Genomic DNA, 14861 nt, shown 5'->3' with positions numbered 1-14861 from the left:
AATTCTTTTGAAGCTTAACAACCGGGTAGCGCACTTGTTCAAACACTTTTGAAAAATCACAGCGGTGTTAATAAAATTTAACGGAACTGAACAAATCAGGAATGACCTGTGTTACCTATTACGACCGAAATATGACCATTTTCTTCTTCCTATAATCCATGCATTAATGAATTGGTTACATCACACATTCCAGGAATATCCTGAACTGGCCGTCTTTCTTACATTGGCTGCAGGATTTTTTATAGGCAGCCTACGGGTAGGTAAATTTTCGTTAGGATCCGTAACTGGTGTATTGCTGATGGGGGTACTTGTAGGGCAGATGGACATACAGGTGTCTGCCAATGTGAAGTCAGTTTTTTTCCTGATGTTCCTGTTTGCAGTAGGATATAGTGTAGGGCCGCAGTTTTTCCGGGGACTCAAAAAAGACGGATTGCCACAGGTGTTGTTTGCTGCGCTGATGTGTGTGGTGTGCCTGGTGGCGCCGTGGCTGTTGTCGTTGATGATGGGCTATAACGTAGGACAGGCGGCTGGTTTAATCGCCGGGTCGCAAACCATATCTGCCGTAATGGGGGTGGCTGCCGATACCATTAACCAGGTAAAACTTTCTCCTGATCAGAAACAGCTGCTGATTAATTCTATGCCGGTATGTTATGCGGTGACCTATATTTTTGGTACTGCCGGCTCCGCATGGCTGCTGTCCAGTATTGCGCCCATGATGCTGGGTGGTATTGATAAGGTGCGTGCCGCATGCAAAGAACTGGAAAAAACAATGGGCGCAGGCGATCCCAGCAGGGATCCCGGTATGCGTGCTGCATTTATTGCAGTTACTTTCCGGGCTTACAGCATTAATGATACATCTATCGCGGCAGGAAAAAGTGTACAACAACTGGAAGCTGAGCTGGATGGCCGCGATCACCGGTTATTTGTAGAACGTATCCGACAGGCAGATAAAAAACTAACAGATGCCACGCCGGAATACGTGATTAAACCGGGCGATGAGATTGTACTCAGTGGTCGCCGGGAGTTTATACTGGGCGAAGAAGCAGGTATTGGTGCTGAAATTATTGACACTGACCTGCTGAATTTTCCCGTGGAAAATGTCATGGTATTTGTGATCAACAAAGAAACTATTGGTAAAACAGTGAAAGAATTACGCGCCATGGAATACATGCATGGCGTGCCGGTACAGAGTATCCGGCGTGCTGGTATCAGTATGCCCGTATACCCGGAAGCGGTATTGGAGAGAGGCGACAATATTGAGCTGGTAGGTTATAAAAGAGATATGGAAAGAGCGATAGCACATATAGGCTATGCAGATATTCCAACTGATAAAACCGATATGATCTTTGTAGGACTGGGTATTGTACTCGGCGGATTAGTAGGGGCCATGAGTATCCGTGTAGGCGGTGTGCCACTCAGCCTGAGCACCAGCGGTGGTGCGCTGATCATGGGGCTGGTATTTGGCTGGTTGCGTTCCAGGCATCCCGCTTTCGGACGGATTCCGGAACCGGCGCTATGGGTAATGAATAATGTTGGATTAAATACCTTCATCGCAGTAGTGGGCATTACTGCAGGGCCCAGCTTTGTAGCGGGTTTTAAAGAAGTGGGATGGGGACTGTTTGCAGTAGGAATTGCAGCTACTGCCATTCCATTGCTGGCTGGAGTGCTGATGGCCAGGTATATTTTTAAATTCCACCCGGCATTAATCCTGGGTTGCACCGCCGGCGCGAGAACCACTACCGCTGCGCTTTCGGCCATACAGGAAGAAGTGCAAAGCAATCTTCCTTCTTTGGGTTATACTATTACGTATGCAGTAGGAAATACGCTGCTGATCATCTGGGGTGTGGTGATTGTATTGCTGATGACATAATCCTTGTGAATAACTCTTTATTATAAATCAGATATATCGTGATAGTAAAATCTACCCGCGGCCGTTGTTTTAATTTACGTTTACTCGTTGGCGTTATACTTTCTGCAATGATATATTTACCGGCACTGGCACAAAAAGATACCAGTGAGAACGGTAAAGGATTGACCCGTAATATGATTGAAGGCGGAAAAATGCAGGGGTTTCTTTTTACTGATGTAAAAGGGATCCGGTTGCAGTTCAGTGGCTATGTGCAGGCCGATTTTATACACGATTTTATGGAGACAGGCAATATACACGCTATGCAGCCTTCTACGATCACTGTGCCGGGTGTTGGTGAAGGCAATACCGCTTTTACAGTGCGGCAATCACGTTTTGCGTTCACTGCCTTTGGCGTGCCGGACGCTAAAGGGCGTGCATTAAAGGCGGTGCTGGAGTTTGATTTGTGGGGAAGTCTTTCCGGTGCGCCGCGGTTAAGGCATGCCTATATTCAACACGGAAAATGGACCTTTGGACAGTACTGGAGTAACTTTATGGATGATGATAACTGGCCCAATATTATGGACTATTGGGGGCCTAATTCCTATGTGTGGACGCGACAGGTACAGTTGCGCTTTACACAACCCATTAGCAATACAATGAAATTTTCGATGTCGGTAGAACAACCTGGCGGAGATATATCCATACCCAATGGCTGGAGCAACAAAACCATTTATCCCGATGTAACAGCAGCTTTTCAGAAAAACTTTGGCCGGAAAAATGAAAGCCATATCCGTTTATCCGGTTTAATGCATCCTATTGATTACAAGAATAGCGACAAGGATACCAAAACCAGTATCGGCAGCGCTTTTAACCTGTCGGGGAATATTAACATCGGCAACAACGACGACGTGAAATTCCAGTTTGCCTACGGCAGCGGCTATGCGAAGTACAGCGAGGATATCAGTGGTCAGGGTTATGACGGCTTCGCTGCCGCAAATGATAAAAAGATCCGGCAGATCAATATGCTGGCCACCTGGCTCTACTTCGATCACTTCTGGACCAAAAGCCTGGGATCGACTATCGGTTACGGCTATCTGAAATTGAATACGCCGGATCTGACGATGCCGGATGCCACACTGAAAGCCACCCATTATGCTTCTTTTAACACCACTTATTATTTTACTACGTTCTTCAAGATCGCGGGAGAAGTATTGTATGGGAAACGCGAAAACAGGGACAATACCTCCGGTGACGATGTTCGCGCACAGTTCAGTGCATTCTTCAAATTCTGATCATCTGCCTAAAATTTAATATTATGAAAATTGTAATTACACTGCTGCTGCTGACACTGAGCGTAACAAATGTATACGCGCAGAAACGTGCAAAAACGGTTGATTATAATGCTGTGATAAACGAAGCATATCAATTGTATAAAAATGAAAAGGGTGGGAAAAATGCAGACTATATTCCTTTCCTGGCTAACGTAAATGCTGATATGTATGGAATTGTTATCGTAACCAAAGAGGGGCAGGTATACCAGGTAGGGGAAACGAAATTTGAATTTGGGATAGAATCTATAGAGAAAGTTTTTTCGCTTTGTATGGCGATGGAATTACTGGGGGATACGACTATTCTCAATAAGATAGGCGCAAATCAGACCGGGCTGCCGTTTAACTCTGTGCCGGCTATTGAGCTTGATGGGAAAAAACCGTCTAATCCATTGGTGAATGCGGGTGCGATGGCAACCGCCAGTTTGCTGACCAGCCATCTCGGGCACGCGGATGCATGGGAAAAGGTGACGGCGTATTTTAACAGATTTGCGGGCCGCAACCTCGCGGTACTGGATGAATTGTATAAATCGGAAGCAGCTACCAATCAGCATAACCAGGCAATTGCCATGCTGTTGAAGTCGTATGGCTATATGTATGATGATCCGCTATACGCCTGCGATTTTTATACAAAGCAATGTTCCTATGGTGTAAATACGCGCGATCTGGGTATTATGGCCGCCACCCTGGCAAATGGCGGCGTGAATCCTGTTACAAAGGAAAGGCTGATCCGCGAGGCATACGTGCCCAAAGTGCTGGCGATTATGGGGACTACCGGTTTGTATGAAACTACCGGCGAATGGATGTTTAAAGTAGGGCTGCCGAGTAAAAGCGGTGTTGGCGGCGGTATTATTTCCGTAGTGCCCGGAAAATATGCCATCGCAGTTTTTGCGCCGCCATTGGATAAGGCGGGCAATAGTGTGCGGGCACAGCAGGCGATTCAATATATCAGCGACAAGCTGGAATCGAATATCTATCTGGGTAAATGATCCCCGGGATACGGCAAATTTGGTGAACGGTACCGGCGGTGGGCGGTGGCTGTTCACCAATTATATTTCATGGTTAATTCGTAATTTCATAAAACAAGTTATCACCCTAACATGTTTTAGAGCTATGGATGTAAAGGATTATTATAAGGTATTGGGCGTAGAAAAAACGGCAACAGCTGAACAGATTAAGAAAGCCTACCGTAAGCTGGCAGTGAAGTATCATCCGGATAAAAACCCTGGCGACAAAGTCGCTGAAGATAAATTCAAAGAGATCAATGAAGCCTATGAAGTGCTGAGTGATGCAGAGAAGCGTAAAAAATATGATCAGTTCGGGGAAAATTATAAACATTACGAACAACATGGAGGCCGGCCGGAAGATTTTGACTGGTCGCAGTTTGGAGGTGGCAGAGGCCGGGGCCGTACCTACTCCTATGGCGGTGGCAGTGCGGAAGATATGTTTGGCGGAGAAGGCTTCTCCGATTTTTTTGAACAGCTTTTTGGCAGCCGTTTTTCCGGTAGTGGCCGCCGGCAGCAACAAGCTCCGGGTAAGGGGCAGGATGTGCAGGCCAGCATGCAGGTATCATTGGAAGATGCCTATGCAGGTGCTACCCGGCAGGTGGAAGTCAACGGCAGCAAGCTCAATATAAAGCTGAAACCCGGTTTGTATGAAGGACAGGTAATCAGGTTGAAAGGGAAAGGAAATCCCGGGCGCAGAGGCGGTGAAAACGGCGATATGCTCATTACCATTCAGCTGGCTCCGCATCCGCAATATGAATTAAAGGGACTGGATATATACATGGAACTGGCGCTGCCTTTGTACACTGCTGTGTTGGGCGGGAAGGTAAATATAGTAACGCCGGGTGCTACCCTGAATATGAATATACCGGCAGGGACCGACAGCGGTAAGGCTTTCCGTTTAAAAGGTAAAGGTATGCCGGCCTATAATAACAGCGGCACGGCAGGAGATCTGTACATCAAAGCAATGATACATATTCCAAAAGATCTTTCAGAAAAGGAAAAAGAATTGTTTCAGCAACTGGCACAATTAAATGAGAGATATTAACCGCACCGGCATATTGATAGTGGTGATTATGGGCACTACCATGGCCGGAATAGATTCCAGTATTGTTAACATATCCCTGCCCGTTATGAGCAAGCAGTTTAACTGTACGCTCGACGAAATAGAGTGGGTGATAACAGTATACATGCTTAGTTTTTCTGTGTTGATGCCGTTAACCAACTGGCTGAAGAACAGGATCGGTTTTTTTAATCTTTATATCGGGGCGATTTCCCTTTTCACTATAGGTTCATTGTTGTGCGCCTTATCCACTAACCTGGATTCCCTGCTGGTGGCGCGCGTAATACAGGCATTGGGTGGCGGTGCTATGGCGCCTACTTCGATGGCTATTATTTCCTACGTATTTCCGGCGAGGGTGCGTGGCGCGGTGTTGGGCTGGTGGGGACTGGGCAACCTGGTAGGCCCGGCCCTGGGACCTACGCTGGGAGGAATTCTCACAGAGAAATTCGGCTGGCCTTCCATTTTTTATATCAATCTCCCCATTGGTATAATAACTGTGGTGCTGGCTTTCCAGTACCTGGGTGTACTGCGGAAACAGCCTAAATTAAAGCTGCCATTTGATCTTACCGGTTTTGTGGCGCTCACTATTTTCCTGGTATGTTTACAATATGGCATTGCGCGGGCGGAAGTGATTGGTATCACATCGCCTGAAATACTGGCTACACTGGGTGTGGCAGTGGCAGCGCTTATTTTTTTTATATGGATAGACAAACACAAAAAGGATCCTATCATGGACCTGGGGCTGTTTACCAATTATTCGTTTGTGAGTTGTATCCTCGTCACTATTTCCCGCTCGGCAGCCTTGTTTGGTGGTCTTTTCCTGATGCCTTTCCTGCTGCAGGAGCAGATGGGTTTTTCCGAAGGAATTTCCGGTTTGCTCATATTGCCCAATTCCATTTTTATGGCAGCGCTGATGCCTTTTGCCGGCCGCTGGTCGGATAAGCATGGTTCCAGGGAAATTTCCATGCTGGGTATTGCGTTGCTGGCGGTATCCATGTACCTGTTTGCCCGGCTGGACCGAGGCAGCAGTATTACGGGGGTTATTATTGTGATGACCGTGCGGGGGCTGGGTATGGGCCTGTTACTGGCGCCGCTGAATGCGGCCACGCTCAGCGCTGTAAGGCCCAGCGAGGTAACCATGGCTTCTTCCATCAGTACCTTAATGCAGCAGGTGGGAGGCGCTATTGGTATTGCCGTATTGGCTATTGTAACGCAGGCAGCCTATAACAAACATGTACTCAGTGGCATGGCCAATATTCCCGCCCATCATATGGCGCTGCGGGAAGGCTTTCATATTTCACTCATCATCTTGCTGGTTACCCTCATACCAGCCTGGTTCCTGCCCCGGAGAAATGTGGTATTAAAAGACATCGAAGCCCACATAGATACCTGACTTTTTACTGCATGATTATTGGTTAATATTTGTGAACTTTTTCTGTATTTATGACAACAAGTAGTAAGAAGCATATCCTGATGATTGATGATGATGAAGATGATTTTTTCCTTGTAAACTCATTACTACAGGACATTTCACCAGATCAATATGTTTTGCAGTGGGTATCGTCGTATAAAGAAGGATTGCTGGCAATAGAAACACGGGCGCACGATCTTTACCTGGTCGACTACCGCCTGGGAGCCCATACGGGGATCGATGTGTTGCATCATTTCCGCAACCTGGGATATAAAGCCCCCGTTATATTGTTTACCGGAAAGGGTGATTATCATATCGATAAAGAAGCCATGCAGGCGGGTGCGGCTGACTATCTCGTAAAAAGCGAAATTAACGCTTACCTGCTGGAGCGGGCCATTCGCTATACGCTGGATAAGTTCAACCATATCCTGGCGATTGAAAAAAGCGAAAAACGGTATTTCAGCATCTTCGAAAAATCCAACGATCTTATTCTGCTGGCAGATTGTGAGCATAAGATAGTGGCTGCCAACCCGGCCGCACTGCAGGTATTGAAATACGCAGAAGAAGAGCTGTATAATAGCCACCTCCAGAACCTGTTCGCCGAAGAGGAAGTGATCAGGGACTTCCTGGATCAGCTTTGTACGGAAGAAGGCGTGGTACAAAGGGAATATATTTTCCGCAGTAAATCAGGCCAGCAACTTGACGTTATGATGAATGCTTCCCTGCTGGATGAGAAAAAACAACTGTACTTATGTATCATCCAGGATATTACTGCCCGTAAAAGGAAGGAACGGGAGAAACAACAACAGGAAAAATTCGCTATCACCGGTCGTATAGCCCGTTTGATCGCGCATGAAGTGCGTAACCCGCTTACCAATATTTTACTGGCTGTTTCCCAACTCAAAATAGAGCCGGTAGCGGAAGCTGAAGATGCCCAGTTGTATCTCGATATCATGGAACGGAATTGTCATCGTATTAACCACCTGGTCACGGAGTTGCTGCAGTCTACCCGCATGTCGGAGCTGAATATGCTGCCTTTGGGGCTGAATGCATTGATAGAAAAGGCCCTGCACCTGGCGGCCGATCGTTTGCAGCTGAACAATATTGTCGTACTAAAAGAGCTGTGTGAGCCGGATTGTAAGATCCTGGCTGATGAAGACAAGATCCTTATTGCCTTTCTGAATATCATTATCAACGGCATTGAAGCCATGAAAGCCGGCGAAGGACAACTGAGTATACATTCCTGGCAGGAAACTGACCGGGTTTTTGTCCGTATATCCGACAACGGTAGCGGTATTTCCGGGCAAAACCTGGCAAAGTTATTCGAACCGTTTTTTACCAATAAAACGAAGGGTACAGGATTGGGACTTACGGCCACACAGAATATCATTTTGCAGCACCATGGCAGCATTGCCGTGGAAAGCACATTGGGGGAGGGCTCCAGTTTCCTGATCGGCTTTCCCATACAAATTGAAAATTAGCTTTCCCAAAATCACCTGATAATCTCCACCGCATTTTGCTAACAGCTAATAGCTAAAGGCTAATAGCTGGTTCGCTATTCCTCTTCCGCTGCTTTTATACCTGTTTGGGTAAAGATAATTTTGCGTTGTTTATAGAGGCTGCCGATGGTCATTTTAAAAGTCTTTTTACTCATACCAAAGAATTCCTGTATTTCTTCGGGGGCAGACTTATCGTGGTACGGTAGGTAGCCATTGTTTTCCTGCAGGAGGCGCAGTATTTTTTCGGCCTCATCTTCCACTCTTTCGAAGCCGGGTTTACCGATGATCACGTCTATTTTATCATCTTTGATTTGACGGACAAATCCTTTCAGCTTGTCGCCAATTTCTATGGAGCGGAAAATTTCGCCGTGATGCAGGATGCCGGTATGCTGGTTGTTGATAATAACTACATACCCGATATCAGTGCGGCGGTATATTACGAGGTCTACAAGGTCCTTTTCCTTTACGGTGAGATTTTCGTTGCTGAGGAACCTGTCGATCTTTTCAGTAGCGGCCAGGCGGCCGGTTTGTTCATCGATATATATTTTCACCAGGTACTCCTGTCCGGGCGCCATGCGGGTGAGCTGCTGGGAGGTGGCAACAAACAGGTCTTTCATGAGTCCCCAGTCCAGGAACGCGCCCTGTTTGGTGACGCTAACGGTTTTCAGCAGTACCACATCCCCTACCACGCCAAATGGGCGCTGGGTGGTGGCGATCAGGCGGTTTTCAGAATCATGATACAGGAATACTTCCAGCTCGTCGCCAATCTGTGTACCTTCGGGTACAAACCTTGTGGGGAGCAGGATTTCCTGATCTATCCCTTCCAGGTATACGCCAAAATCAGCCTCTTTTTTTACCCTTAACAGGTTGTATTCACCCACCTTTATCATAAAATTCAATTAATTGTCAGGGTGCAAGTTACTTATAGATTGCCGGATTGCGAGAATCATATTCTGCTTACTTTTGCAAACATCGGCTGTTGAGCGGATCCTGTATCCGGAAACGACTGATCTAAACCAACCAAACCATCTTATGACGATTTTATCATTTACCCTGATCCTCCTGTGCGGGGCCTTTACGGCTGGACTGCTGGGATCGTTGACCGGTTTAGGCGGCGGCGTTGTGATCATCCCTCTCCTGACCCTTGTGTTTCATGTCGACATCCGTTATGCCATTGGTACCGCGTTGGTGGCGTCTATTGCCACCTCATCCGGGTCGGCATCCGCCTATGTAAAAGAAGGGATTACCAATATCCGGCTGGGGATGTTCCTGGAAATAGCCACTACCACGGGGGCCGTGGTGGGAGCGCTGATTGCGGTGTACATGCCTACTAATGTGGTAGCCATTATTTTCGGGCTGGTGCTTATTTTCTCTTCCCTGATGTCTTTCCGTAAGAAAATGGAAATACCTGAGGGAGAAGAAAAAAGCAGGCTGGCTTCCCAGCTGCGGCTGAATAACAGTTACCCTACTGCAGGCGGTGTTGTGAACTATGATGTACGCCATGTGCCGGGTGGTTATTTCATGATGACCTTTGCCGGTGTGATGTCCGGTTTGCTGGGTATTGGCTCCGGCGCTTTAAAAGTGCTGGCAATGGATAACATCATGCGGATTCCTTTTAAAGTATCCACTACTACCAGCAATTTTATGATTGGCGTAACTGCTGCTGCCAGCGCAGTGGTATACCTGCAGCGGGGCTACATTGCTCCCGGTCTGTGTATGCCGGTGGTATTGGGCGTGCTGGCCGGCGCTTTTGCCGGCTCAAAATTGCTGACACGCGCTAATGTAAAATGGCTGCGTATAGTCTTTAGCGTGGTAATTGGCTTCCTCGCACTGCAGATGATCTATAATGGTATTACCGGAAAATTGTAAGCGATGAAACAGTTACTATCAAAATATTTCCAGGATAAGGATATACAACAGCTGATCGGTAAACAATTACGCGTTGGCGTTATTGTTTCCAGTATCATCGTATTCGTGGGCGGTATTATTTACCTGGTTCGTCATGGGCACGAACATCCCTCCTATGGCGATTTCACCGGGGTTCGTGAAGGATTAACCAACCTGCCCGGTATCTGGCAGGGCGTGCTGGAAAATAAAGGCATGAATATTATCCAGTTGGGAATTGTATTATTGATCGCCACGCCTATCATTCGTATAGCCTTTTCCGTGATTGCCTTCCTGATCGAGAAAGATTACCTGTATGTTGTTATTACGCTGATGGTGCTGGGTGTTATTGTGTACAGCATGTTAGGAGGACTGGCGGGTTAGCTAGTAGCCAATAAATACAGCGGATTTTTTCTTGCCCAGGATTAACTGTGATTTTGATGATTTTGGGATTTTCCTTTGTTGATTTTAAAAAGATTAGCGAAGACAGAAGGGTATACCTGCTTCTATCTTCGCTAATCTTTTTAAATCCCTTAAAAATGAAATCCTGAAATCATCAAAATCACAGTTAATCCTGGGCAAGAAAAAATCCGCTGCATTTAGCTAAAAGCTAACCGCTACTTCAATTACACTGTCTATTCCATCCGGCGCCGTTGCGGGCACGGTGATCACCACTTCATCAGCAGCGGTGGTGGTGGTGAGCTTTTGGCCGTTGGCCAGCAGTTTGGCGCTGTTTACTTTTCCTTTTACACCGGGTACATGCAGCTGGCCGTTTGCGGGCCAGTTAAATACATGCAGGTATAGTATGGTGGTATTACCTTTTTTCTTTTGGGTGCAGCGGCCCCAGTCCAAAGCGGGAAGCGGGCTGCCCTGGGTGGCATAAATGGAAGCTCCGTTTACTTTCATCCACTGGCCGATGCCTTTAAGGGCGGTAAGACTTCCTTCCGGGAACTGGCCACTGGCATCCGGGCCTACATTGAGGAGGTAGTTACCATTTTTAGAGGCGATATCCGCCAGGTTACGTATAAGCGTTTCCGTGCTTTTCCACTTGTTATCATAACTTTTGTAGCCCCAGGTACCGTTCATGGTCATACAGGTTTCCCAGTCGCGCCCATCCAGCTCTGATTGTCCGGGTATTTTTTGTTCCGGTGTTTTGTAGTCACCGGGAAAATTAGGGCGTTTCAGGCGGTCGTTGGTGATAATATTGGGTTGCAGTGATAATGCGTCCTGCAGTTTTTTAGCATATTCATCTGTCATGTTGGTAGGGGTATCCCACCAGAGCACGGCTACTTCGCCATAGTTGGTGAGCAGTTCCTTTACCTGTGGTACGGCTACTTTATCGATATAGTCCGACATGGTAGCACTGGTTTGCAGTGGATCCCAGTGGCCGGTATTGGCCAGGGTGTAGGCATCGATTTTGGCGGAGTCGGGGTTGGGCCAGCCTTCTGATGCTACTTTGCGGGCGGCGGCGCCACCCGGGTTATTCCAGTCCTGGGCCTGTGAATAGTAGAACCCCAGTTTGATACCATACTTTTTACAGGCGGCGGCCAATGGTTTGAGTACATCTTTGCCATAGGGGGTAGCGTCTACAATATTCCATTTGCTGGCGCCGGATTTAAACATGGCGAATCCATCGTGATGCTTGGCGGTGATAACGATATATTTCATGCCCGCGTCTTTGGCTGTTTTTACCCAGGCGTCTGCATCGTATTTAACCGGGTTGAATTGTTTCGCGTATTGCTGGTATTCCAGGACCGGTATTTTGCCGCGATTCATGATCCATTCTCCACCGCGGCCTACCTGTTGTCCTTTGTAGTTGCCGGCAAGTTGTGCATAGTCGCCCCAGTGGATAAACATCCCCAAACGGGCGTCCCGCCACCATTGCATGCGCTGATCATGTGTGAGTGAGGTTTGTGCTAACAGGATGGATGCCGGAATCAGCAGCGCCACCAGGGAAAGAAGGCCTTTTTTCATAAACATAATGTGGATGTTGTATGTTATGCAAACGATTGCATGACACCGGTAAAAAATGAGCGCACTGCGCTCTTATCTTCCTAAAAACATACTAATGTCTATAAAAAAAATGAACAGAAATGAGCTGATTTTACCTGAAGCTAATGTTTTTTTATGAAGCTGTTCTGTATCCGTTATCAACACAAAACAGCTTCATAAAAAACATTGTTATACATACTAATCATTTTCTTAGCTCCCGGATAATTCACTCATCATTACAGCACGGCTGTTTCCATTTCACCCAGTTCCAGCACATTGGTAGTCCATGCACGCAGCTCATCGCAGAGAGCCGGATTGCTCAGGAGTGACTGTCCGTATGAAGGGATCATTTTTTTCAGTTTGACCTGCCATGCTTCTGTTTCTACCTCTTCTTTAAAACAACGCTTCAGCAGGTTCAGCATAATAGATACTGCGGTAGATGCGCCCGGAGATGCTCCCAGCAGGGCTGCAATAGAGCCATCGGCTGCGCTTACCACTTCTGTACCAAATTCCAGGATACCGCCATGTACGGGATCTTTTTTGATCACCTGCACACGCTGTCCGGCAATTTCCAGCTCCCAGTCTTCCATCCTGGCATCCGGGAAGTACTCACGGAGCGCTTCCAGCCTGTCTTCCGGTTTCTGTCTTACCTGTGCAATCAGGTATTTGGTCAGCGGGATATTATCAAGACCGGCAGACACCATGGGGCGTATGTTATTCACCTTGATAGATAAAGGCAGATCCATAAAGGAACCATTTTTCAGGAATTTCGTGGAGAAACCTGCATAAGGTCCAAAGAGCAAGGCTTTCTGGCCATCGATCATGCGGGTGTCGAGGTGTGGCACCGACATAGGAGGCGCGCCTACAGAGGCTTTGCCATATACCTTTGCACGGTGTTTTTCAATTATTTCAGGATTGTTGCAGCGGAGCCATTGACCGCTTACCGGGAAACCGCCAAAACCTTTTCCTTCCGGAATGTCTGACTTTTCCAGCAATGGCAGGGAACCGCCGCCGGCGCCAATAAATACAAACCTGGTGTTGATGGTTTGTTTTTCGCGGGTTTCGCGGTTTTTTACCCTGATAGACCAGGTGCCGTCGTCTTCTTTTTTGAAGTCACGTACATCATGGTTGAAGTGCATGGTTACACCGGGCATTTCCCCGAGGTAGTTGAATAGAGCGCGGCTTAATGCCCCGAAGTTCACGTCTGTGCCCATTTCCATATGGGTGGCGGCCACTTTCTGGGAAGCATCGCGGCCTTCCATCACCAGCGGCATCCAGTTTTTCAGCTTTTCCTGGTCTTCCGAATATTCCATGGTCTTGAAAAGATAACACTGCTGTAAAGCCTTGTATCTCTTTTTAAGATAATCCACATTCTCTTCTCCCCAAACAAAACTCATGTGAGGAATACGCTGTATGAAACTGTGTGGATTGGAAACGATGTTATTTTCTACCAGGTAGGACCAGAACTGACGGGACACCTCAAACTGTTCTGCAATGTTCACTGCTTTTTTAATGTCTACTGATCCATCCTCTTTTTGTGGCGTGTAATTCAACTCGCAAAATGCAGAGTGACCGGTGCCCGCATTGTTCCATGCATCGGAACTTTCGGCTGCCGCCACATCCAGTCGTTCAAAAATTGCAATGGTTAACTCAGGTTCGAGCTCTTTAAGGAGCATTCCCAGTGTTGCGCTCATAATCCCGGCGCCGATTAAAACCACATCCGGACCTGTTCCAGCTGTGCGCTTGCTTCTAAACATAACCCCATTTTTATTCGAGGTGCAAAGTTACAATCAAAACATTTATGCAGGGGGATTAAATTGGTCGATTTACCACACTTTAACAATACTATTACAATTCTTTCTGAACGGATTGAAAGTTTTGAATCCATGGACGAGGATCCATAATTTTATCTTTTGGTTAAACAAATAAGATTTTAAATAATCGACTGACCCTAAACATTACTTTTATTTTATGATGAACAGACGTGCATTTTTTAAAGGGGTATCCGCCGCCGTGATCATATCTGCCTGCGGCAAAATTGTATCTGCCGTTAGCCCCCGGCATTTCGACAGCAAAACCATCTTCCGCTTCGCGGTTGGGTCTGATTGGCATTTTGGAGAGCCCAAAACGCCTTCCGAACAATATTTCCAGGATCTGCAAACTGCCTTTAGCCAGTACCAGCAGCAGTATCCCTGTGAGTTTTTTGTACTCAACGGCGATGTGATCCACAACGATCCGGCCCTGTTACTGCCCGCCGCCGCCAAATTGAAACAACTGCACCCAAGGCTGCTGGCTACCCACGGTAATCACGATATGGTTACTGCCGCCGCATGGGAACAGGCCTGGGGTTTTCCGCTGAACCACGACCTCGTGATCGGCAACCAGGTGATCCTGCTTGGAAATACGGCAGATGAGAAAGGGAAGTACCTGTGCCCCGATGTGCCCTGGTTTACCCGTAAACTGGCCGAATATAAAGATGCCGCCAATATTTTCATTTTCTTACATATCACTCCTGTAAAATGGACCGACAATGGCCTGGATTGCCCCGAATTCCATGCACTGATCAAACAGTATCCCAATATCAGAGCTATCTTCAACGGGCATGATCACGACCAGGACAGCGTTAAAATGCTGGATGACTGCAAAATACCATTCCTCTTCGATGGTCATATCGGCGGCAGCTGGGGCGTAGGCTATCATGGATTCCGGGTAGTGGAATTAAAGGAAGATGGCAGCCTGTTATCCTTCATCATGAACCCGCTTACACGGCAGAATGAACGGCTTTTTCCGAAAGTTTAGCTATTTTGCCGCTACATTCGGGATGCTAAAAG

General features: G+C 47.2%; 12 protein-coding genes. 9 read left to right on the top strand and 3 right to left on the bottom strand.

All coding sequences use genetic code 11. The features are described from left to right. The first annotated feature begins 166 nt into the window (after positions 1 to 166). The 6 genes from aspT (at position 167) to KE626_RS28355 (ending at position 8136) form a co-directional block, all read left to right on the top strand. Entirely contained in the window at positions 167 to 1870 is a 1704-nt protein-coding gene (aspT, locus tag KE626_RS28380; RefSeq protein ID WP_211976442.1) for an aspartate-alanine antiporter, read from the top strand. Positions 1871 to 1977: 107 nt separating this feature from the next. Beyond that, positions 1978 to 3141 carry a DcaP family trimeric outer membrane transporter gene (locus KE626_RS28375; protein ID WP_211976441.1) on the top strand — a complete coding sequence of 388 codons (1164 nt, stop codon included), beginning with the start codon at positions 1978 to 1980 and terminating at the stop codon, positions 3139 to 3141. Positions 3142 to 3164: 23 nt separating this feature from the next. Next, the gene (gene glsA / locus KE626_RS28370; RefSeq protein WP_211976439.1) at positions 3165 to 4166 is read left to right on the top strand and encodes a glutaminase A; all 1002 of its coding nucleotides are present in this window, start codon (positions 3165 to 3167) and stop codon (positions 4164 to 4166) included. A 124-nt stretch (positions 4167 to 4290) separates the two neighbouring features. Next, positions 4291 to 5229: a DnaJ C-terminal domain-containing protein gene (locus KE626_RS28365; RefSeq protein ID WP_211976438.1), complete on the top strand. Its 939-nt coding sequence runs from the start codon at positions 4291 to 4293 to the stop codon at positions 5227 to 5229. Next, entirely contained in the window at positions 5216 to 6637 is a 1422-nt protein-coding gene (locus KE626_RS28360; RefSeq protein ID WP_211976436.1) for a DHA2 family efflux MFS transporter permease subunit, read from the top strand. Before KE626_RS28365 ends, KE626_RS28360 begins: the two co-directional genes overlap by 14 nt. 50 nt (positions 6638 to 6687) lie before the next feature. Then, complete coding sequence (locus KE626_RS28355; RefSeq protein ID WP_211976435.1) at positions 6688 to 8136, top strand: hybrid sensor histidine kinase/response regulator; 1449 nt, start codon at positions 6688 to 6690, stop codon at positions 8134 to 8136. Positions 8137 to 8210: 74 nt separating this feature from the next. Here the strand turns inward: KE626_RS28355 and KE626_RS28350 are convergent, their stop codons facing one another. Continuing rightward, positions 8211 to 9044 carry a CvfB family protein gene (locus KE626_RS28350; RefSeq protein WP_211976434.1) on the bottom strand — a complete coding sequence of 278 codons (834 nt, stop codon included), beginning with the start codon at positions 9042 to 9044 and terminating at the stop codon, positions 8211 to 8213. A gap of 142 nt (positions 9045 to 9186) precedes the next feature. Here KE626_RS28350 and KE626_RS28345 point away from each other — a divergent pair, with 142 nt between their 5' ends. Continuing rightward, entirely contained in the window at positions 9187 to 10023 is an 837-nt protein-coding gene (locus tag KE626_RS28345; protein ID WP_211976433.1) for a sulfite exporter TauE/SafE family protein, read from the top strand. A gap of 3 nt (positions 10024 to 10026) precedes the next feature. Continuing rightward, positions 10027 to 10422 (top strand): DUF1634 domain-containing protein, encoded by a 396-nt coding sequence (locus KE626_RS28340; RefSeq protein WP_211976432.1) that lies wholly within the window; start codon positions 10027 to 10029, stop codon positions 10420 to 10422. Between the two features lie 219 nt (positions 10423 to 10641). On the opposite strand, the gene KE626_RS28335 is transcribed toward KE626_RS28340, so the two are convergent. Together KE626_RS28335 and KE626_RS28330 are read right to left on the bottom strand one after the other, a co-directional pair. Next, a complete protein-coding gene (locus KE626_RS28335; RefSeq protein WP_211976430.1) occupies positions 10642 to 12012 on the bottom strand; it encodes an alpha-L-fucosidase in 1371 nt (456 codons plus the stop codon). A 254-nt stretch (positions 12013 to 12266) separates the two neighbouring features. After that, positions 12267 to 13787, bottom strand: coding sequence for a malate:quinone oxidoreductase (locus tag KE626_RS28330; protein ID WP_211976429.1), 1521 nt, complete (start codon positions 13785 to 13787; stop codon positions 12267 to 12269). 214 nt (positions 13788 to 14001) lie between these two features. Between KE626_RS28330 and KE626_RS28325 the strand changes: the two genes are divergently transcribed. Beyond that, positions 14002 to 14829, top strand: a complete 828-nt coding sequence (locus tag KE626_RS28325; RefSeq protein ID WP_211976428.1) for a metallophosphoesterase family protein — start codon at positions 14002 to 14004, stop codon at positions 14827 to 14829. Positions 14830 to 14861 lie beyond the last annotated feature (32 nt).

The organism is Chitinophaga hostae, assembly GCF_018224885.1.
Taxonomy (GTDB): Bacteria; Bacteroidota; Bacteroidia; order Chitinophagales; family Chitinophagaceae; genus Chitinophaga; species Chitinophaga hostae.
This window is presented reverse-complemented; position numbering and strand designations above follow the sequence as displayed.